A 19228-nucleotide genomic window follows, 5' to 3' on the forward strand; every position below is an offset into this window, starting at 1 on the left:
CCACCTTACCGAGCTGGACCCAGATAAGAACGATCGGTACTATCACTTCTCATGTGGACAGCGCCAGGATTCGAGCAGGTGGCCGAAGAGTTCGCGCGGAACTTCGCCGAGCGGGGTGAGGTGGGCGCGGCGTTCGCGGCGTACCACCGGGGTGAACTGGTGGTCGACCTGTACGGCGGCACGGCCGATCCGGACACCGGGCGGCGATGGGATCACGACACGATCCACCTGATGTTCTCCGGTACGAAAGGCCCCACCAGCGCCTGCGTGCTGTTGCTGATGCAGCGCGGTCAGCTCAGCCTGACCGATCCGCTCAGCCGGTACTGGCCGGAGTTCGGTGCCAACGGCAAGGAATCGATCACGATCGCCGAGGTGCTGTCGCATCAGGCCCGGCTGCCGTGGGTCGACGCCGGGTACGCCGAGCTGCTCGACCACGACGCGATGGCGGCGCACCTGGCCGCGCAGGCGCCGGCGGCCGATCCGCGGGCCGCGTTCATGTACCACCCTGTCACCTGGGGATGGTTGCTCGACGAGCTGGTACGGCGGGTGGACGGCCGGACCGTCGGCAGGTTCTTTGCCGAGGAGTTCGCCCAGCCGCTCGGGCTCGAGGTGTGGATCGGGTTGCCGGAGGAGCTGCACTGGCGGGCGGCGACGATGGTCGCGCCGGAGGGCGTACTGGTTGATGGCCCGTGGTCGGACCTGAATCGGCCCAATCCACTGTGGATTCCTGGCGCCGAGAAGTACTGGAACACCACGGAGTACCGCACCGCGGGGCTGGCGGCCGTCGGCGGGTACGCGACCGCGCGCGGGATGGCGCGCTTCTACGCATCACTGCTCGACCAGACGGCCGGCGTGCTGACGAGGGAGACGGTCGCGCTGGCGCAGCGCGAGATCCGGCGCGGGACCGAACCGAACTGGGGCAGCCCAATGAGCTACGGCGCCGGCTTCGAGCTGACAGAGCAGCCAGAGCAGTCAGGGCAACCAGAGCAGCCAGAGCAGCCGAAGGGTTTCGGGCATTCCGGAGCCGGCGGCTCGCGGCACGGCGCCTGGCCGGACCGCGAGATCGCCTACTCCTACCTGATGAACGAGGTGCGCGTCAGTCCCGACCCGCGCCCCATCAGTCTGTTGACAGCGCTATCAGCAGCTGGGCTCAGCCGAGGTACTCGCGCCACGGCCCGGTGATCGCCAGCGTGATCCCCGGCGTCTGGATGTTGACGAACAGCACCTTCCCGTCGGCCGAGAACGACGGCCCGGTGAACTCCGAGTCGTTCAGCATGTTCCGCGCGATCGCGTACGTCGGTCCGCCCGGCGTCGCGCTCAGCACGTGGCTGCTGGCGTTGCCGTCCTCGGCCAGCACCAGCGAACCCCACGGCGTCACGGTCACGTTGTCCGGGCTGTCGAAGTTGTAGTCGTCGTACTTCGCGTCCGCCCCGAGGTCCGCGGCCGCGTTGTCCGGGAAGTACGTGACCAGCTGGATGGTCTTCGCGTCGTAGCTGTAGAACCACACCATGCCGTCATGCGGTACGGCATCCGCCGGCAGGTCCGACGTCCCGGATTCGGCGTACGAGTTCACCACGTACACGCCCTCCTTGGTACCGAAGACGCCCTCGAACTTCTTGCCGCGGGTGATCTGCCCGTCGGTGAACTGCTTGCGTACCGAGGTGGTCGCCCCGTCCCGATCCGGCACCGGCACCCACGCGACCCGGAACGGGCGGAGCAGCTGCGCCGACGTCAGGTACGCGACGTCCGGGATCGGCTTGCCGTCGTCACCGAGGATGGCGAGTGCTTCCAGGGTGCCGAAGTCCTTGTTCTGCAGGTCCTGCCAGCTGCGCGGGCCGAGCTTGTAGCCGCGCGGCGCCGACCAGCGGTAGAACGTCCCGTTCGGGCCGGACGCGTCCTCGGACAGGTAGATGTGGGTCCGCTCCTGGTCGATGGCCAGCGCCTCGTGCGCGTACCGGCCGAGCGCCTTCAGCGGGACCGGGTGCGCGGTCTTGCCGTCGCCCCACACCTCGAAGACGTACCCGTGGTCCTTCAGCCGGGTGGTGCCGTTGGCCTTGTTCTCGGTCTCCTCGCAGGTCATCCACGTACCCCACGGGGTCGGGCCGCCGGCGCAGTTCGTCAGCGTGCCGGAGATGCCGACCCACTCACCGCGGTTGGTACCGTCCTTGTCCACATCGATCACCGTGCAGCCGCCGGCCGCGCCGACACCGGTGTCGTACACGGTGCCGGGGATCTGCGGTACGCCGAGGGCGTTGTTGCTGCCGACCTCGTGGTTCTGGATCAGCTGGTACCGGCCGTGGCCGGTGGAGAAGACCGCCGTACCGTCGTGCAGGGTCGGCGTCGGGTGACCGCTCTTCAGCTTGGTCTCACCGGCCTGGGTGACGATCTTGTACTTGAAACCGGCCGGCAGCGCGAGGATGCCCTTCGGGTCGTCGAGCAGCGGCGGGAACGGCTTGTTCTGCGGGAACGGCGTCCGGCCGGGGTGCGACGCGGGCGCGGCCTGGGCCAGGGTCGGTACGGCACCGACGGTGGTGAACCCGACGCCGGCGGCACCGACGGCGGCGCCACGGAGAACGGAACGACGATCGACTGACATGGTGCGACTCCTTGAAAAGGCGGTTCCCGAGCGCTGCGATCCTCCCCGCCGTCGGCTGCCGGACGGCAAACAACAGTTGAACAGCTCTCAGCGAACGCTCAGGTGGCGCGCTGCAACGAACCGTGACCGGGCGACGTCTACTGTGGGAGGTGATGGCGATGCACAGGGTGATGATCGTGGCGGCGGCAGCCGTACTTTTGGTTGCGTGTGGCAATGAATCAGCAGCACCGGCAACAGGAGGACAACCGTCGATGACGCCGAGCAGTAGCAGTTCCGGTAGCAGTTCCGGTAGCAGCAGTACTCCGCCCAGCGGTGGCCTGGTCGAGCAGGCGAAGGCCGACCTGACCAAGCGGCTCGGGGTGGAGGCCGCCAAGGTGACGGTGGTCAGCTCCGAGGAGGTCACCTGGCCGGACGGCAGCCTCGGCTGCCCGGAGCCGGGGATGCGCTACACCCAGGCGCTGATCCCGGGGAACAAGACCGTGCTGGAGGTCGACGGCAAGCAGTACAGCTACCACTCCGGCGGGCACCGGGCGCCGTTCCTCTGTGAGCACCCGGCACGCTGAAAAACTTCTCGCGATCAGGGTGTATCAACTCGGGTCCAGGGCGACTCCGCAGCAATGGGGGAACCTTCGGGCCGTCGCAGGGGGGAGGGCAGCGCGGAGGTGCAGAGGGGGACTGACGCGGTGCGGATCGGTGGGTCAGGCCGGAGGTCCGCACCGCGTCAGTACTGCCTAGGGGCTGTCTAGGGCTGCCTAGGGAGTCACCGACCCCAGGGCGTCACCGGCGCGCAGCACTGGGCCGACGCCCGGCTCAGACTGCGTGAGTGCGAACGCCAGCAGCGCGTCCGAGGCCTGCTTGGCGTTCTCACCGGTGATCGACATCCGGCCGGCGATCAGCCCGGCCACCAGCGGCGTCGCGAACGACGTACCGCTCCAGCGCGCCATCCCGGCGAATGACCGGAGCTGACCGGCGTTCGGCGGTTCGGTGCACTCGTAGTCGCCGGTCAGGAACGCGTTCACCAGGTTCTCGCCGGGCGCGTAGACGTCCACCCAGCCGCCGAAGTTGCTGAACGCGGCCCGGTCCCGGCCGTTGTCGGCAAGTGCACCGACGGCGACCGTTTCCGGGAACGCGGCCGGCCAGAAGTAGTCCCGGGTCGACTCGTTGCCGGCCGCGGCGACCAGCGTCAGGCCGTTGACCCGGTTCAGCCGGGTCTGGATGAACACGTCCAGGCCGAGCGCGGGCAGGTCGAACCTGGTCCGGGTACCAGCCGAAAGGCTGATGATGTCCGGGGCAAGGTCGAGTACCTCGTCCAGGGCCTGCGCCAGGTCGAACTCCCACATCGCCCCGGCGCTGGTGAAGTAGCTCTTCACCACGATCTCCACGTTCCGGGCGATCGCCCGCATCACGCCGGCGATGAACGTACCGTGCCCGGCGTACGGGCGAATCCGTCCGGAGCCGTCGAACGCATTTTCCGGATCACCGGTCACGCCGGTGAGCCAGTACGCGCCCGGTGCGTCCGACCAGCCGACGTCCAGTACGACGACCTTTACGTCGCGACCATCCGCGGCGCCAGCGGGCAGGAACGGCGTCGGCAGCACCGGGTCCGGCGGGATGCCCGGTGCGACCTCCTCCGGTTCGGTCGCCGGGCACGGGCTGACGCTCGGGCAGACGTAGAACAGGTGCTCTGGCGTCACCACGCCGCGGCCCAAGTGCAGGTCCGCGTACTTGAGGAATTGCTGGGTGATCGACTCGTCCTCGGGCGCTTCCGGCGGGACCTTCTCCGGCAGCAGGAGCCGGGTCACCCCGCCGATCCCACCCTCGGCCGGACGGCCGCCCTGGAACAGCTCGACCACGCGGCCGAGGTCCTCGTCGCGGACCAGGACCACCCCGGTCCGGTACAGATAGTCCGCCCCCTCCGGCCGCTTCTCCCAGTCGACCGGGAAGATCTCGACCGCACGCCCGTACGCCTCCAGAATCAGTTTGATCTGCGCGACGTACTTTCGGTCATTCGTTGAATCCACCTTTTCTTTCCTTCCCCCTGGATCAATGAAATGGCGCTTATCATTTCAGAGTGCCGATGGCCGGGGGGAGTGTTGAGGCGGTAAAGAATTTGCTGCCGTTGGCGTTGTCACGTCCACATGACGCGATCGCGTCCGCGCGCAGCCTGCTCGCTCATGCCCCGGCCGCGGTCGAAGCGTCGATCGCGCATCAGGCGTGGGGCATCGCTTTGCGGCAGCTCGGTGAGGTGACCGCGGCGGTGCGCGAGTTGCGTACGGCGTTACGGCTGGCCGAACAATCCGGGCGATCGGAGCGCGAGGCGGATGTGCTGGCCACGCTCGGCGCGACGCTCGGCCGGGCCGGCCGGAGCCGGGAAGGGCTGGCGCTGCTGGATCGTGCCGTCGAGCTGACCCGGGGTGCGCTGACCGGGCGGGTGCTGCTGCGGCGCGCCGACGTACTGCTGGTGCTCGGGCGGCATCGTGAGGCGCTGGACGATCTTCGGTCCGCGATCACGCGGTTGCGGCGGTCGGGCGATCAGGTCTGGGAGGCGCGGTCGCGGAACTATCGCGGGTTCATCCAGCTCGCCTTGGGTGGTGCGCGGCGGGCGGATGCGGATTTCGCCGTCGCGGAGAAGTTGTACGCGGCGACCGGGCAGGAGTTCGAGTACGCGGAAGCGCGACAGAACCGGGGCCTGGTCGCGTACTCGCGGGGTGATCTGCCGGCGGCGTTGCGGTATCTCGACGAGGCCGGGCGCCGGTTCGCGGCGGTGGGGGTCGTTTGGCCAGATCTGGCGATCGACCGGTGTGGCGTACTGCTCGCGGCTGGGCTGAGTGCCGAGGCGCTGACCGAGATGGATCAGGCGATCGCGGAAATGGAAGCCGGAAGCGGTACGGCGACCAAGCGCGGCGAACTGTGGTTTGCGGCGGCGACGGCCGCGCTGGCGGCGGGTGATCCGGCTGGGGCGGAGGAACGCGCAGAGCGGGCGCGGCGGTTGTTCTCGGCGCAGCGCCGGGAGTGGTGGTCGGTGCGTTCTTCGATGGTGCTGCTGGATGCTCGGTACCAGTCGGGCGAGCGTGGGGACGGGTTACTGCGGCGGGTCAGTACGGTCGCGCGGCGGCTGGATGCGTTGGGGGCGAGCGAGGCGTCGGCGGCGCATTTGCTGGCTGGGCGGTTGGCGTTGGTGGCCGGGAAGTCGCGGGCGGCGGATCGGCAGCTGGAGTTGGCGGGGCGGCGCAGCAAGGACGCTCCGCCGCTTGCCCGAAGCTCGGCGTGGTTGGGGAAGGCGCTGCGGGCGGAAGCGCGTGGTGACGTACGCGGGATGTTGGCGGCGTGCGGGCGCGGGCTGGATGCGCTGGACGAGCATCGGCTGGCTATGGGCGCTACCGAGTTGCGGGCGTTGGCTACTGGGCAGGGGGCTGAGCTTGCCGGGTTGGCGTTGCGCGATGCGTTACGGCGGGGTGATGCGGGGCGGTTGCTGAGTTGGGCGGAGCGGTGGCGGGCTACTGCTCTTGGGGTGCCTCCTGTGCGGTCGGCTGATCAGCAGTTGGTTGCGGAGCTTGCGGCGCTGCGGGACGTGGTGCGGCGGGTGGATGCTGATCCGTCGTTGGAGAAAGAGCGCCGGCGGTTGGAGCGGGCCGTTCGGGACCGGACGCTGCGGGCCCACGCTGGAACCCGGTCCGGGTCGCGGCGGCGCGGGGTGGTGCGGTTCGACGTTGGTGAGGTGGTGGCGGCGCTCGGGGAGACGGTCCTGGTGGAGCTGGTCGAGGTCGACGGCGTACTACACGCTGTGGTGATCCGAGACGGACAGCTGACCCACCACGAAGTCGGCCCACTAGCAGCTGCCGCACTCGAAGTAGAACGCTCCCGCTTCCACCTCCGCCGCCTAGCCCATGCTCGCCCGCATGGCGGGGCGACGGGTGCGGCTGGTCGTGCAGCGGGTGGTGTGGGCGCTGGCAGGCGAGTGGGTGGGAGTCTCCCGTCGCTGGAGGTGTTGGGGGCTCGGTTAGGGCGGGCGGTGTTAGGGGAGGCGCTTGACGAGGTGGGGGAGCGGGCGGTGGTGTTGGTGCCGCCGGGGCGGTTGCAGGCGTTGCCCTGGGGCCTGGTGCCTGGGCTAGCGGAGCGGGTGGTGAATGTGGTGCCGTCGGCTGCGGCCTGGTTGCGGGCGCGGCGGGTGCGGCCGCCGGCTGATCGGCGGGTGGTGCTTGTACTCGGACCGGGTTTGTCGGCCGGCCGGAACGAGGTGATGCGGCTGGCCGAGCAGTACCCGGACGCGACCGTACTCGCGGACGGCGACGCGACCGCCGAGAAAGTACTCCGCGAACTCGACGGCGCCTGGATCGCACACATCGCTGCGCACGGCACCTTCCGCGCGGACAGCCCGCTCTTCTCGTCACTACGCCTCGACGACGGCCCGTTGACCGTGTACGACTTCGAGCGCCTGCGCCGCGCCCCGTACCGGATGGTCCTCTCGAGCTGCGACTCCGGTCTCGCGAAACCCGTCGGCGCGGACGAACTGCTCGGGTTGAGCAGCAGCCTGATCCCGCTCGGCGCCGCGGGCATCCTCGCCAGCGTCGTACCGGTGAACGACCCGGCGACCGCGCCACTGATGCTCGCGGTCCACGACAACCTGCGCGCCGGGCACTCGCTGGCGTCGGCGTTCGCGACCGCCAGACGGGAAGCGCGCGGCGACCCGGTCGCAACAGCGGCGGCGCGATCATTCATCGCACTCGGCGCCTGAGAGATGTATCAGCAGTACGTCCGGAGCACTCTGTACAGATGAGCGGTCCGGAGGACAAAGGGGGACGGCATGCGGGACGACCCGACCGTCGTCGACCTGGTCACCCGGGCCAGGGGCGGCGACAAGAGCGCGTGGGACGAGTTGGTGGTGCGGTACGCGCCGCTCGTGTACTCGGTCTGCCGGCGGTACCGGCTGACCCAGCCGGATATCGACGACGTCGGGCAGAGCGTCTGGCTGCGGCTGGTCGAGCACCTGCCCGGCCTGCGCGAGCCGGCCGCGCTACCGGGCTGGATCGCGACCACGACCCAGCGCGAGTGCTTCCGGCTGATCCGCGCGAGCAGCCGGGTCGAACCAGTCGATCCGGCGGAATCAGCCGACGTACCCGAGCAGGCGATCGCGGAGGAGGAAGTGCTGCGGCACGAACGTTGCACGATCCTGCGGGCCGCGTTCGCGGAGCTTTCGCGGCAGTGCCAGGCGTTGCTTTCGCTGCTGACCCAAGATCCACCGGCGCCGTACGGGGAAATCAGCCGGCGCTTGCAGGTGCCGATCGGCAGCATCGGACCGAACCGGGCGCGCTGCCTGAACCGGCTCCGGCAGACACCCGCACTGGCCCTGCTGGCCGACGGACCGGACGGAATGAACGAGGAGACGAGGAGGTGAGTGGCGTGATCGATCCCGAATGGAGCGACGACGAACGGCTGATCGAGGCGTTGCGGGACGCGCTGAAGTCCGCGGACGACGTACCCGTGGCGTTCGTGGAAGCGGGCAAGGCCGCGTTCTCGTGGCGCACGATCGACGCCGAACTGGCCGCGCTCACCTACGACTCCGCGCTCGAACCGCTCGACGCGCTGGCGATCCGCTCCGAGAGCGCGATCCTGCGCTCACTCACCTTTGCCTCCGACGGCTGGACGGTCGAGCTGGAACTCACGCCCGGCGCCGTCCTCGGCCAGCTCGACCCACCCGCGGCCGGCACGGTCACCGCGCGCGGCGAACTCGGCGAACTCGCCACCGCGACCGTCGACGAGCTGGGGTTCTTCGCCTTGGGTCCACCGCCGACGACCCCGTACCGGTTGCTGTGCACGACTCAATCCGGCGCGACGATCCTGACCGGTTGGATCACGCCTTGAAGATCTGACTGTCGTCGGCGAACGCTTTGAATTCAAGCGCGTTACCGGCCGGGTCGAGGAAGAACATCGTCCACTGCTCACCGGGCTGGCCCTCGAAGCGTACGTACGGCTCGATCACGAACTCGATGCCTGCTGTTTTGAGGCGTTCGGCGAAGGTCTGGAAGTCGGCGACGGTGAGAATCAGGCCGAAGTGCGGTACGGGTACGTCATGCCCGTCCACCGGGTTGTGAATCTGCTTCGGCCGATCCGCCGCAAGATGCGTGACGAACTGATGCCCTTGCAGATTCCAGTCGATCCACCGACCGGAACTACGCCCTTCCGCCAGCCCAAGCACTTCCCCGTAAAACCACCGCGCCGCCCCAAGATCATCAACCGCCACCGCAAGATGAAACCGAGGAACAGACAAGTCACCCATACCCCCCATCCTCCCCCACAACCCACCCACCACCCCGCCTCCTGGCGCGCCGCCCGCGCCGCCCCGCTCGCGCCGCCCCGCTCGCGCCGCCCCGCCCGCGCCGCCCCGGCCGCGTCACCCGCGTCACCCGCGTCACCCGCGTCAGCATGCCTGCCCGCTGCCCGCTGCCCGCTGCCCGCTCTGCCAGCGCCGCCCCGCTCTACTCGCCCCGCCCCGCTCTGCTCGCCCGCTCTGCGCGGCCCGCCGCTCGCGCCACCATTGCCGCCGCGTGCCGCGTGCCGCGTGCCGCGTGCCGTGTGCCGTGTGCCGTGTGCCGCCGGCGCCGCACGCCACGATGCGCCGCGTGCACCCCTGCACGCGTGCTGGAACCCTGCCAGCCGTCGTCGTCATCAAGGGAGGTCCGCCTCGTGCGCGCGCCGCCCGTCCGCACGCGCGCAGTCCCGCACGCCCGCAGGCCCGCACGCCTGCTCACGGAGCACCCACCCCGGAGCGGCGGCGGTGGTGGTTCAGCGGATGTTGGTGATGAGGCCGTAGTCCTTCGCCTCGTCGGCGTTGAGTACTCGGCCGGGGTCCAGGTCGGCGGCTATTTCGGTACTGGGGCGGCCGGTGGCGTTCGCGATCAGGTCTAGTAGGCGGGCGAACTGGCGTTCATGCTGTTCGGCGAGGGTCGCCAGTTGATCGGCCGTGCCGGCGGCAGTGAAGCGCGGCGTCGAGAGTACGAACATGGTGTGTCGCTGGGCCTCGCGCTGCGCGGCGGCAGCGAGTACGGCGATCGCGGCACCTCGGACTGTACCGCGGGCAACCGCATGTACTGGCGAGCTGATCAAATCGATGGCGCCCGCGACCGAAAGAGCCGCGTCCAGGTCGGCATCGGCGGACGACAGATGCAACGTGACGAGATCGTTGCTGTCGGCATCTAGTAGCAGAAGCTGCGCGGTGACATGACCAGCGAGCGCGTCGTCGAGCCGCCCACCGACCAGAATCGTCCGCTGCGCCAGCAACCGATCCGCCAGCTCCTGCTCAACCGACACCGAAGCCGGCTCCCACCACGAAGGCAAAACCGGCTGAGGCTCCACCCCCGGCCGCCCCGGCCCCGGCATCCCAGGTGTACCTGGCACCCCGGGTGTACCCGGCACCCCGGGTGTACCTGGCACCCCGGGCGTACGTGGCCCGGGACCTGGCACACCGGGCCGAGGAATCTCAGGCCCACCCGGCGGCCACACCCCCAACACCGAACTACCGGTCCTCGAGCTACTGGCCGCGGAGCTACCGGGCGCCGAACTATTGGCGGGCGAACTACCGGCCGGCGAGCTACTGGACGCGGAGCTACCGGACGGCGATGGACCGGTCGACCAGACTCCGTACGGTGAGCCGCCAGACAACAGGGTGTCCGGCGAGTGGGTCGTGGAGTTCTCGGTGTACATGGGTGTCCTTCCGCGTGGATCTCCTTTCCAGCCTGCGGTAGGACGTCGACCAGGTGAAGGTACTTCCGCTGTCAGCAGACGAAGTACGCCCAGAGCAAGCAAAACCGTTCGAGAGATCCACCCCTCAGGTGGTTACTGCCCCGGGTGTGCCGGTTTCATCCAGCACCTGCTGGTGGGTGTTCCATGCCCCAAACCAGTTTGGGGACGGTGGGTGCGCGGAGCGGGGCCCGTTGTACTCCTGGAATAGGCCGCTGAGTGCCCCAAACCGGTTTGGGCGCGTGGTGGACGCGCTGGTGGGTGTGCGTACCAGTGGGCGCACGTAACGAATGTGGCTATAGATGCGCCCCGGAGGCGGGAAGGTCGGTGCTCGCCGTGAACGTCGCGATGGATGCGCCTCGCCCGCGCGAGGTGGGGACTAGCGGCGAATGGGGCGATGGGTGCGCCTCGCCGGCACGGAGGTGGGTAGTCGCGGCGGGCGTGGCGATGGACGTACATGGCGACGGCTGCAGCGGCTGTGGAGACTGCGGCGACAAGCGGGTGCGCGCTGAGGCTCCAACAGCGACTGAGTGCCCGCGGAGGCTGCGGCGGTCAGTGGGTGCGTGCGGAGGCTGCGGCGCTGAGTGGGTGCGTGTGGAGTCTGCGGCGGCGAGTGAGTGCGCGCGGGGGCTGTGGCGACCTCCGGCCGGGTCGGCTGCGTGTTGAGGCCGTTCCAGCTCTTGACCGCCTGACCGGTACCGAAGGACGGGTAGTGGTCCGACCCGCAACCGCCCAACACCGGTGCCGCACGCTCAGCAACGGGCGGAGCCGACGATGACTACCCGTCCTTCGGTACCCAACGGCACAGGCAGCGGGGGTCACGTACCCGGCGGGCAGTTGCTGTGGGTGCTGCGCGGTTGGCTGGCTGGGTGGCTGCGTGGTGACGGGTGCACGGCTGGCTGGGTGGCTGCGTGGTGACGGGTGCACGGCTGGCTGGGTGGCTGGGGGGTGACGGGTGCACGGCTGGCTCGGTGGTGACGGGTGCACGGGTGGCTGAGATGCTGACGGGTGCACGGGACGGGGGTGCTGACGGACGCACGGCTGCACGGGTGCACGGGGGCGTGGGCTGGGTGGGGGTTGGTGTCTCCGGTGTGGGGTGAGGCGATGGGCCGGTGGTTATCTGACGGGGCAGTCAATCGTTCATCTTTGGGTTGCTTTTTGACCATCGGGGGAGGGTTGGTCGTTACCTGAGCGTTGACAGAGTCCGGCGCGGTTACGTGTGGCGCGTGTCTTGGGGGACCGCGAGCGTTCGGAGCGTTGTCGGTTGGGTGGGTTCAGGCGGCGTGCATTGGTACTAGCTGCGGTTCTGGTGCCGGGAGTGCTGGGTGTCTTGCCGGCGGCGGCGCACCCGTTCGGCGATCCGCAAACAGTGACGATTGCCCTCGCCGACAAGCACAGCGCTGACAAGCACAGCACCGACGACGGGTACGGCACCCACGACAAGTACGGCGCTGACAAGAAGCACGGCGCCGACGACAAGTACAGCGCGGGCGGCGAGTACGGCAGTGACGCCTCGAGTGGTGGTGGGGCGGTTGTGCGGGTTCGGTGGAAGGTTGGTGGGCTGGACGATCTGACCTTGCTCGGGGTCGGGCTCGGTGTGCTGCCCAAGGATCGGGTGCTGATGGACGGTGCGGTGATTTACCGGCCGTCCGACGGTACGGCGATGGGGTCCTCGCCCAAGCTCACCGAGTACCTGCTGCGTCGGATCACGGTCACCAGCCACGGGAAGGACTGCCCCGGCGCGGTACAGCTGATCGCGGATCTTGCCAAGTCCGGTGCATCCATCGAGTACACCTGCCCGTCCGCGGTCGGAGCGGTCGCGGTGACTGTGAAGACATTGACCGATCTCAACCCCGCGTACAAAACGCTGGCTACTGGGCCGGATGGGGCGCGCGCGGTGTACGGCGACGGGAACGACCAGCACGAGTGGAACCTCGGCACCGTCGACACCAAGCACCTCGGACGGAGCGCGCTACTTCAGCTAGGCGCCGTCGCAGCCGCTGTACTACTCGCAGCCGCAGCCATCATCTACATCCGCCGCCGGCGACCACAAGCCCGCCCGAACGCGCCGCGAGTGGTGTCTGGGTGGTGGCGTGGATGAGTGTCGCGGATCAGCTTGAGGGGTTTGTGCATTCGCCGGGGGTGCCGCCGGTTGCGTTTTTGCTTGCGTTTGCGGCGGGTGCCGGGCATGCGGTGATGCCGGGGCACGGGAAGAGTCTGGCGGCGGCGTACTTGGTTGGAGAGCGCGGTCGGGTACGTGATGCGGCGTGGCTGGGTGGATCGGTCGCGATCATGCACACGCTGTCGGTACTGGTGATCGGCTTGGCGTGGACGTTCCTGAACCTGTCGAACCTGATACGACTGGAAAGCCTCACAACCGCCCTCCAACTACTCGCCGGCATCTTGGTAATCGGCACCGGCCTCTGGCTGCTGAAACACCACCAACACACCCACGGCCACGGGCATGGGCACGGTCACGGACATGGGCATGGGCACGGTGCCGGGCGAGGATCGCGGCCGGGGTTGGTGTTGCTGGGGATTTCGGGTGGGTTGACGCCTTCGCCTTCTGCATTTCTGGTGCTTGTCGCGGGGTTGTTTCTTGGGCGGGCGGGGTTTGCGGTGCTGCTGGTTCTCACGTTTGGGATCGGGATGGCAGTGGTGCTGTTCGGTGTGGGGTTGCTTGCGGTTGCGGGTAGTTCGGTGGTTGTCCGGGGTGGGCGCTCGCATCGTCTGCTCTACCTGGCCGCCCGCGTGGCACCGCTGGTTGCCGCAACCGGCATCACTCTCGCCGGCATCGTCATGACCGCCTACGCCGCAATCCACCTCGTCCACGGCCCGACCTGACGATCTGCAGCACCTCGCTTGACGGGCGGTCTGACCGCCTGGTGGTTCAGCTTGTAAGTCCGCCTAAAGGAGATTTTTGTGATGACTGTGCACCGGTTCAGACGGTGGAGGGCCGCGTCCGTGATCCTTGCGGCCGCCTTGGTTGCGGGCGGTGGTGTCGCGATCGGGGACAACGGGGCTGAGGCCGTCGCGGCGGCCGAGGCCAGTGGTGTGCCGGTGCTCAACCTGCGCGCCGGGCAGACGCTGGAAGGTACGGCGACCGTCACCGCCGAAGCATCGGTCGAGAACGACTCGGTTGTCGCGCTGAAGGTCGACGGCAAGCAGTTCGACGCCGAGAAGACAGCGGGTACGGCACATTTCGCGTTCGACATGGGCGGGAACGGAACCGAGGCGCGGTACCGGAACTACCTCACCGTCAACGGGCGTACCGACAAGGTGTTCTTCCCGGACATCGCCGGTGGTGTGGGTGGCCGGCTCGAGCTGCCGGGGGAGTGGCTGCACACCGGTGTGAACACGGTGACCGTGCACGCGGGCGCGGCCTGGGTGGACACGACCAACACCGCGGCGGACGGGTACGAAGTGCTGCCGTACGGGGAAGGCGGTCGTTGTCCCAACTACGACGACTTCGCGCTGAGCAGTATCGGTGTGAGTTTGCTCGGCACCGCGATCGACGGTGAGCAGAACGACTTCAGCTACACCTTCGGCGATGGTACGTGTGGGAGCTCGAAGCGCTTGCTGACAAAGGATCTGACCTTCGTCGTCTCGGGTCAGCCGGGCAGCACGGCCGGTCTTCGCGCGGACCTCGACACGACCCAGTTGAGCAACGGCGAGCACACAATCGTCGCGACCACCGCCTCCGGTGCAACCGCGACCGCGAAGGTGCAGGTCAACAACGCGCCGGCCGGTGCGCCGAAGATCACGCCGGCCGACGGTGTCGTGGTGAAGGGCGAGCAGCCGGTCATCGCAGCCGTACCAGCGGGCGGGCAGAACGGCGTCGATACCCTCGCGATCGACGGCGCGCCGGCGGGGAACGAGGAGACGCTTGCCGCCGGCACCGCGACGTTCGGTGTCACGGTCGAAGCGGGCAACTCGGTCGAGGCGCGCTATCACAACTACCTGCTGGTGAACGGGAACCGTGTCGATCTCGGTGGCGACTACGGCGTGACTGGCGCGGAGACGGCGGCGATCAAGCTGCCGCAGCGCTACCTGAAGTCCGGTGACAACACCATCCAGGTCAAGACCGGCGACTACAACGGCACGCTCAACGGCGCGACCTGCGCGAACCACGACGACTTCAAGGTCAGTACGCCGAACCTCGCGCTGAGCGGTGCCGGGACGATCACCCGCGGCACCACGTACCTGCTGACCACAACTGGATCGACCACCACCAAGGCCGTGACCAGCGACGCGGTACTCGCGCTCGGCGACGGTACTTGCGGGCCGAACAAGGAGGCCGAGTTCCATTTCACCATCGCGGATGCACCGACCGCGAAGACAGTGGACACGCTGGGTACGGGCGACGCCGCGCATCTGAAGGTATTTGTCGGCGGCAACGGTTCCGACAACGGGTACGACAACAAGGTGCTGATCAACGGCATCCCGCTCGACCTGGGGATCTGGGAGAAGGAAACCGCCGAACTGACCTTCCCGAACGAATGGCTTGTCCCGGGCGTCAACGTACTGGAGTTCGTCGCCGGAACCGATCACGGCAGCGCGAAGCCCGGTGGCTGCGACAACTACGACGACTTCACGCTGCGGGACTTCGAGCTCGCGCCGACCGGCGGCAAGGCGACTCTGCTCAGCAAGGAGATTGCCGAGAGCAACGTAACGATCGGCGGCGCGACTTACCCGGTGGGTAAGCCGGTGACCGTCTACATCGGCGACGGTACTTGCGGAAGCAGTCACAACGGGGTGCTGCGCAAGACGATCCAGTTCGAGGTCACGGCCGAGGACGGTTCGCCGCTCGCGGCGCTGGGGCGGCGGGCGGATGTCGACAGTACGACGATCGCGGACGGCGCGCACCGGATCGAGGCGGCGGCCGGCGACAAGACCGCGACTCGGCAGTTTATTGTTGACAATTCCGCGCCGACGGTCGAGAGCAGCGTCCCGGCCGAGGGACAGCGGCTGACCTCGACAGTCGCGTTGACGGTGAATGTGAAGGATGCGACCGGCCTGGCGGGCACGCCGATGATCACGCTGGACGGTAAGCCGGTCAAGCAAGGCGATCAGATCGGGCACGGTCTGCCGGCGGGCGCGCACACGATCGCGGTGACCGCGTCCGACACGCTCGGGAACACGGCCACCCGGCAGATCCGGTTCACCAGCGCGAGCATTCCCGACGTACCGACCGAGCTCGGCGCGACGGTCAGCGGTGTCAACAATCAGACGGCGAAGCTGTCCGCGAAGATCCCGGGTGAGGCCGGCGTGCCGCTCACCGCGACCTTCACCAAGGCCGACGTGGTGATCCCGTCCACCGGGTACCAGGGCGAGGCGGCCGACGTACCGACCACGCTCGACGTCGCCCACGATCAGATCGTCGACGTGAACTCGTTGCGGCCGTTGGACAATAGGATTGTCGACACGGTGTCGAGTCGCGACGTGGTGTTCCAGCGGTACGATCTGAACCTCGGCTCGTCGGCGGGTACGCCGACCGTGCGATGGGAAGGAACGATCGACCCGAAGCGGGTGGTCGCGCTGCGGATCTGGGACGTCACCGCGAAGAAGTGGGTCGTGATGACCAGCGCCCGCGGCCGCGCGGGGGAGAGCACGGTACTCACCGCCGAGGTCGGCGCGCAGTACCGCGATGGCGCTGCCGTGCATGTCCTGGTCACCGGCGAGGACCCGTTCGCGGACGATCTGTCGCCGCGGGACTCGTCGGCGCAGAACGACAAGGACCGCTTCGAGGATCCGGCGACGTACGACTTCGCGATCGCGCATTTCACCGACACGCAGTACCTGACCGAAGGCGCGGCCGGCGGCACGTACGACGACTGGGACGGCGTCAAGGAGCCCAGTGACGTGATGACCGCCGAGGAGCAGGCGATCTGGGCGGCCGCGTACCGCAACGAAGTGCAGTGGATTGCAGACAATACGACGAGCCGCAAGATCGCGTACGCGGCGCACACCGGCGACATCATCGAGAACGACTACTACGACCCGCTGGCGACGAAGCCGGACGGCTCGCTGCTGCGGCCGGGGCTGAACGAACAGGTCGAGAAGGAGCTCGCACTGGCGTCCAGCTACCAGGCGATCCTCGACAAGAAGGGGGTTGTCAACCAGGTCATTGCCGGCAATCACGACAATCAGCTGGGCGCGGAGACCGGTCCGGCGTCGCGGTTCAGCAAGACGTTCAGCGCCGAGCGGTACCAGCAGGCCGCGAAGGGCTGGCCGGCCGGTGCCGAGTACCACGCGTGGGACGAGAAGGTGAACCCGGACGGCTCCATCACTCCGGGGAAGGACAACCAGAACAACTACGTCCTGTTCTCGGCCGGTGGTCTCGACTTCGTCGCGGTCGGTTTGTCGTACGGCGTGACCCCGCAGGAAGCGAACTGGGCGGACTCGATCTTCAAGCGATACAAGGACCGCAACGGCATCCTGTTGTCACACGACTACCTGCGCCCGTCCAGCAGCCCGGACGGCCGGGACGCGGCGTTCTCCGCGCCGGACGGTTCGCCGCTGTACAAACAGGTCGTCGAGACGAACCCGAACGTCTTCCTGGTGCTGGCCGGTCACGAGCACGGCGTCGGCACCAACGTGAAGTCCAAGGTCGGCGTGACGGTCACCCACGACGTGGTCGAGCTGCTCGCGGACTACCAGTTCTACACCGTACCCGCGGGTGAGCTTTGGCCGGCGCTGGTCGATGCCGCCGGCAACATTGATGTGAACGGCGACGGTACGCCCGATCACAAGGCGACCGATCGGCTGCAGTTCGGCGCGAGTTTCCTGCGGCTGCTGCAGTTCGACGTCAAGCGCGCCGAGCTGCACATCGACACGTACTCGCCGTTCCTGAACAACTTCGGGGCGACCGAGTACGACCTCCGGCAGGACGGCAGCCAGACCAAGCCGCGCTACAACGGCGCCGAGGACAACCTCACGCTGCCGGTCGACCTGACCACCCGGAAGACCTCATTCAGCACCGATTCGCTCGCCGCGTACGTGCCGAGCGGCGTGATCGGCACTGACAACGTGGTCGCGAACGGTACTGCGACCACGACGTGGAGCGGTCTGGCCCCGGCGACGTCGTACGGCTGGATCGTGACCGCGAAGAGCGCCGACGACGGTGTCGCGGTCGCGCAGCCGGCCGTGTTGCGCACCCGCAAGGGGCAGCCGACGCTGACCGCACCGGCCGTGTCGGTGCCATGGGGTACGGCGGCCAAGGTGACCGTCGATGTTGCTGCGGGCAACCTTCCGGTCAGCGGGACGGTCGAGCTTCGCGAAGGCGACAAGGTCCGGGGAACCGCGCCGATCAGCAACGGCAAGGCGACCCTCACGCTGCCGATCGGTCTGGTCGCGGGCGCGCACACGTTGACGGCCTCGTACGCCGGCAACGACACGTTCGAGCCGGCGCAAGGTACGGTCGCCGTCGCGGTGCACCTGCCGCCGGCGTGGAACGCGAAGACGCTGTACAAGTCCGGCGACCGCGTGTCGTACCAGGACAAGCCGTACCTCGCGCCCTGGGCGAGCATCCGGCAGACGCCAGGCGAACCGTACGGCGCGTGGCAGGAGCTGGCGATGACCGAGGACGGTACGGCGATCTGGACCGCGTCGCGGATCTTCGAGAAGGGCGATGCGGTGCTGTACAAGAACAAGCGGTACCAGGCGAAGTGGTGGACCCGGAACCAGCCGCCGGGCGACCCGTACGGGCCGTGGGCGCCGATCGGATAAGCAGCCCGCAACCTCGAACAAGCAGCACCTGAAGCAGACCCCGGCGCGCCGGTCTCACCGACTGAAAGGCCGCGCCGGGGGTCTGTTGCTGGGTCCTGACAACGTTGTACCGTGAGCTGCCGACGGTCGATCCGAAACGTTTCCGCTGCTCCCCGAACCGAGGAGGACCAGAGTGTCCAACCCGCTGAAGATCGCCACCCTCAGCTTCTGGCACGTCCACGCCGGCGACTATTCGAGGCAGGCCCTGGAACACCCGGGGACGGAGCTGGTGGCCGTCTGGGACGACGACGCCGAGCGCGGCCGGGACGGTGCCGCGAAGTTCGGCGCCGAGTACACCGCCGACCTGGACGCACTGCTCGCCCGGGACGATCTGGACGGGGTCGTCATCACCACCCCGACCGACGCGCACCGCGACGTGATGGTGCGGGCGGCGCGGGCCGGCAAGCACATCTTCACCGAGAAGGTACTGGCGCCGACGGTCGCCGAGGCGGAGGAGATCGTCGCCGCGACCGACGCGGCCGGCGTCAAGCTGACCGTCTCGCTGCCGCGGCTCTACCACGGGTACACGACCGCGATCCGCGAGGTGCTCGACAAGGGCACACTCGGCCGGCTCACGTACGGGCGGGTGCGGCTTTCGCATGATGGCGCGATCGGGCGCGACGGCAACGAGGGCTGGCTGCCGCAGCGGTTCTTCGAGCCGAAGGCGGCGATCGGGGGCGCACTGACCGACCTCGGCTGCCATCCGGTGTACCTGACTCAGCTCTTCCTCGGCGCGAACCCGGAGACGGTGAGTGCGACGTACCGGTCGGTGGCCGGGCGCGGTTTGGAGGACAACGCCGTCGTGGTGGCCGGGTACGGCGACCAGACGATCGGCGTGATCGAAGCCGGGTTCGCCAGCAGCAACCCGTTCACGATCGAGTTGTTCGGGACCGAGGGCACGCTGACGTACACCGACGCGGGCAATGTGCTGACCGTGAACGGCGAGCAGGTGCCGGTGCCGGAGCACTCGACCGATGCGTTCGCGCAGTGGGTGGACCACATCAACAACGGCACCCGGGCGGACGAGAACATCTCGCGCGCGGTGGAGCTGACCCGGCTGGTGGTGGCCGCGAACGCGGCAGCCGAGTCCGGTCAGTCGATTGTCTACAACTGAACGTTCCGATTGTC

General features: G+C 68.4%; 13 protein-coding genes. 9 read left to right on the plus strand and 4 right to left on the minus strand.

Translation table 11 applies throughout. The features are described 5' to 3' along the window. The first annotated feature begins 51 nt into the window (after nt 1–51). Nucleotides 52–1182: a serine hydrolase domain-containing protein gene (locus tag ABD260_RS17670; RefSeq protein WP_344234668.1), complete on the plus strand. Its 1131-nt coding sequence runs from the start codon at nt 52–54 to the stop codon at nt 1180–1182. On the opposite strand, the gene ABD260_RS17675 is transcribed toward ABD260_RS17670, so the two are convergent. Beyond that, nucleotides 1151–2596, minus strand: a complete 1446-nt coding sequence (locus tag ABD260_RS17675) for an alkaline phosphatase PhoX (protein WP_344234669.1) — start codon at nt 2594–2596, stop codon at nt 1151–1153. The two genes, ABD260_RS17670 and ABD260_RS17675, sit on opposite strands and share 32 nt — an antisense overlap. A gap of 251 nt (nt 2597–2847) precedes the next feature. Between ABD260_RS17675 and ABD260_RS17680 the strand changes: the two genes are divergently transcribed. Beyond that, nucleotides 2848–3159, plus strand: a complete 312-nt coding sequence (locus ABD260_RS17680) for a hypothetical protein (protein ID WP_344234670.1) — start codon at nt 2848–2850, stop codon at nt 3157–3159. Between the two features lie 189 nt (nt 3160–3348). Here the strand turns inward: ABD260_RS17680 and ABD260_RS17685 are convergent, their stop codons facing one another. Beyond that, a complete protein-coding gene (locus tag ABD260_RS17685; RefSeq protein WP_344234671.1) occupies nt 3349–4617 on the minus strand; it encodes a S8 family peptidase in 1269 nt (422 codons plus the stop codon). 56 nt (nt 4618–4673) lie between these two features. Between ABD260_RS17685 and ABD260_RS17690 the strand changes: the two genes are divergently transcribed. From ABD260_RS17690 to ABD260_RS17700, 3 genes are all read left to right on the plus strand, one after another. Continuing rightward, the gene (locus tag ABD260_RS17690) at nt 4674–7331 is read left to right on the plus strand and encodes a CHAT domain-containing protein (RefSeq protein ID WP_344234734.1); all 2658 of its coding nucleotides are present in this window, start codon (nt 4674–4676) and stop codon (nt 7329–7331) included. Nucleotides 7332–7400: 69 nt separating this feature from the next. Further along, the gene (locus ABD260_RS17695) at nt 7401–7991 is read left to right on the plus strand and encodes an RNA polymerase sigma factor (RefSeq protein ID WP_344234672.1); all 591 of its coding nucleotides are present in this window, start codon (nt 7401–7403) and stop codon (nt 7989–7991) included. A 5-nt stretch (nt 7992–7996) separates the two neighbouring features. Continuing rightward, nucleotides 7997–8458, plus strand: coding sequence for a hypothetical protein (locus ABD260_RS17700; RefSeq protein WP_344234673.1), 462 nt, complete (start codon nt 7997–7999; stop codon nt 8456–8458). Here ABD260_RS17700 and ABD260_RS17705 read toward each other — a convergent pair. Then, nucleotides 8448–8837 (minus strand): VOC family protein, encoded by a 390-nt coding sequence (locus ABD260_RS17705; protein WP_344234674.1) that lies wholly within the window; start codon nt 8835–8837, stop codon nt 8448–8450. The genes ABD260_RS17700 and ABD260_RS17705 overlap by 11 nt on opposite strands. Nucleotides 8838–9379: 542 nt before the next feature. Continuing rightward, nucleotides 9380–9904 carry an ATP-dependent Clp protease proteolytic subunit gene (locus ABD260_RS17710; protein ID WP_344234675.1) on the minus strand — a complete coding sequence of 175 codons (525 nt, stop codon included), beginning with the start codon at nt 9902–9904 and terminating at the stop codon, nt 9380–9382. A gap of 1747 nt (nt 9905–11651) precedes the next feature. Between ABD260_RS17710 and ABD260_RS17715 the strand changes: the two genes are divergently transcribed. The 4 genes from ABD260_RS17715 to ABD260_RS17730 all read left to right on the plus strand — a co-directional run bounded on the left by ABD260_RS17715 (nt 11652) and on the right by ABD260_RS17730 (nt 19214). Beyond that, entirely contained in the window at nt 11652–12434 is a 783-nt protein-coding gene (locus tag ABD260_RS17715) for a hypothetical protein (protein ID WP_344234676.1), read from the plus strand. Further along, nucleotides 12431–13177, plus strand: a complete 747-nt coding sequence (locus tag ABD260_RS17720; protein WP_344234677.1) for a cobalt transporter — start codon at nt 12431–12433, stop codon at nt 13175–13177. The genes ABD260_RS17715 and ABD260_RS17720 overlap by 4 nt, the downstream gene beginning before the upstream one ends. A 120-nt stretch (nt 13178–13297) precedes the next feature. After that, a complete protein-coding gene (locus ABD260_RS17725; protein ID WP_344234678.1) occupies nt 13298–18061 on the plus strand; it encodes an Ig-like domain repeat protein in 4764 nt (1587 codons plus the stop codon). 172 nt (nt 18062–18233) lie between these two features. Beyond that, complete coding sequence (locus tag ABD260_RS17730) at nt 18234–19214, plus strand: Gfo/Idh/MocA family protein (RefSeq protein ID WP_344234679.1); 981 nt, start codon at nt 18234–18236, stop codon at nt 19212–19214. Nucleotides 19215–19228 lie beyond the last annotated feature (14 nt).

Source organism: Kribbella hippodromi (genome assembly GCF_039531045.1).
GTDB classification, from domain to species: Bacteria; Actinomycetota; Actinomycetes; order Propionibacteriales; family Kribbellaceae; genus Kribbella; species Kribbella hippodromi.

What these genes read in the sequence shown, in the direction of transcription:
- ABD260_RS17670 (WP_344234668.1), top strand. Translation starts at nt 52, where the DNA reads ATGTGGACAGCGCCAGGATTCGAGCAGGTGGCCGAAGAGTTCGCGCGG.
- ABD260_RS17675 (WP_344234669.1), bottom strand. Translation starts at nt 2,596, where the DNA reads ATGTCAGTCGATCGTCGTTCCGTTCTCCGTGGCGCCGCCGTCGGTGCC.
- ABD260_RS17680 (WP_344234670.1), top strand. Translation starts at nt 2,848, where the DNA reads ATGACGCCGAGCAGTAGCAGTTCCGGTAGCAGTTCCGGTAGCAGCAGT.
- ABD260_RS17690 (WP_344234734.1), top strand. Translation starts at nt 4,674, where the DNA reads ATGGCCGGGGGGAGTGTTGAGGCGGTAAAGAATTTGCTGCCGTTGGCG.
- ABD260_RS17695 (WP_344234672.1), top strand. Translation starts at nt 7,401, where the DNA reads ATGCGGGACGACCCGACCGTCGTCGACCTGGTCACCCGGGCCAGGGGC.
- ABD260_RS17720 (WP_344234677.1), top strand. Translation starts at nt 12,431, where the DNA reads ATGAGTGTCGCGGATCAGCTTGAGGGGTTTGTGCATTCGCCGGGGGTG.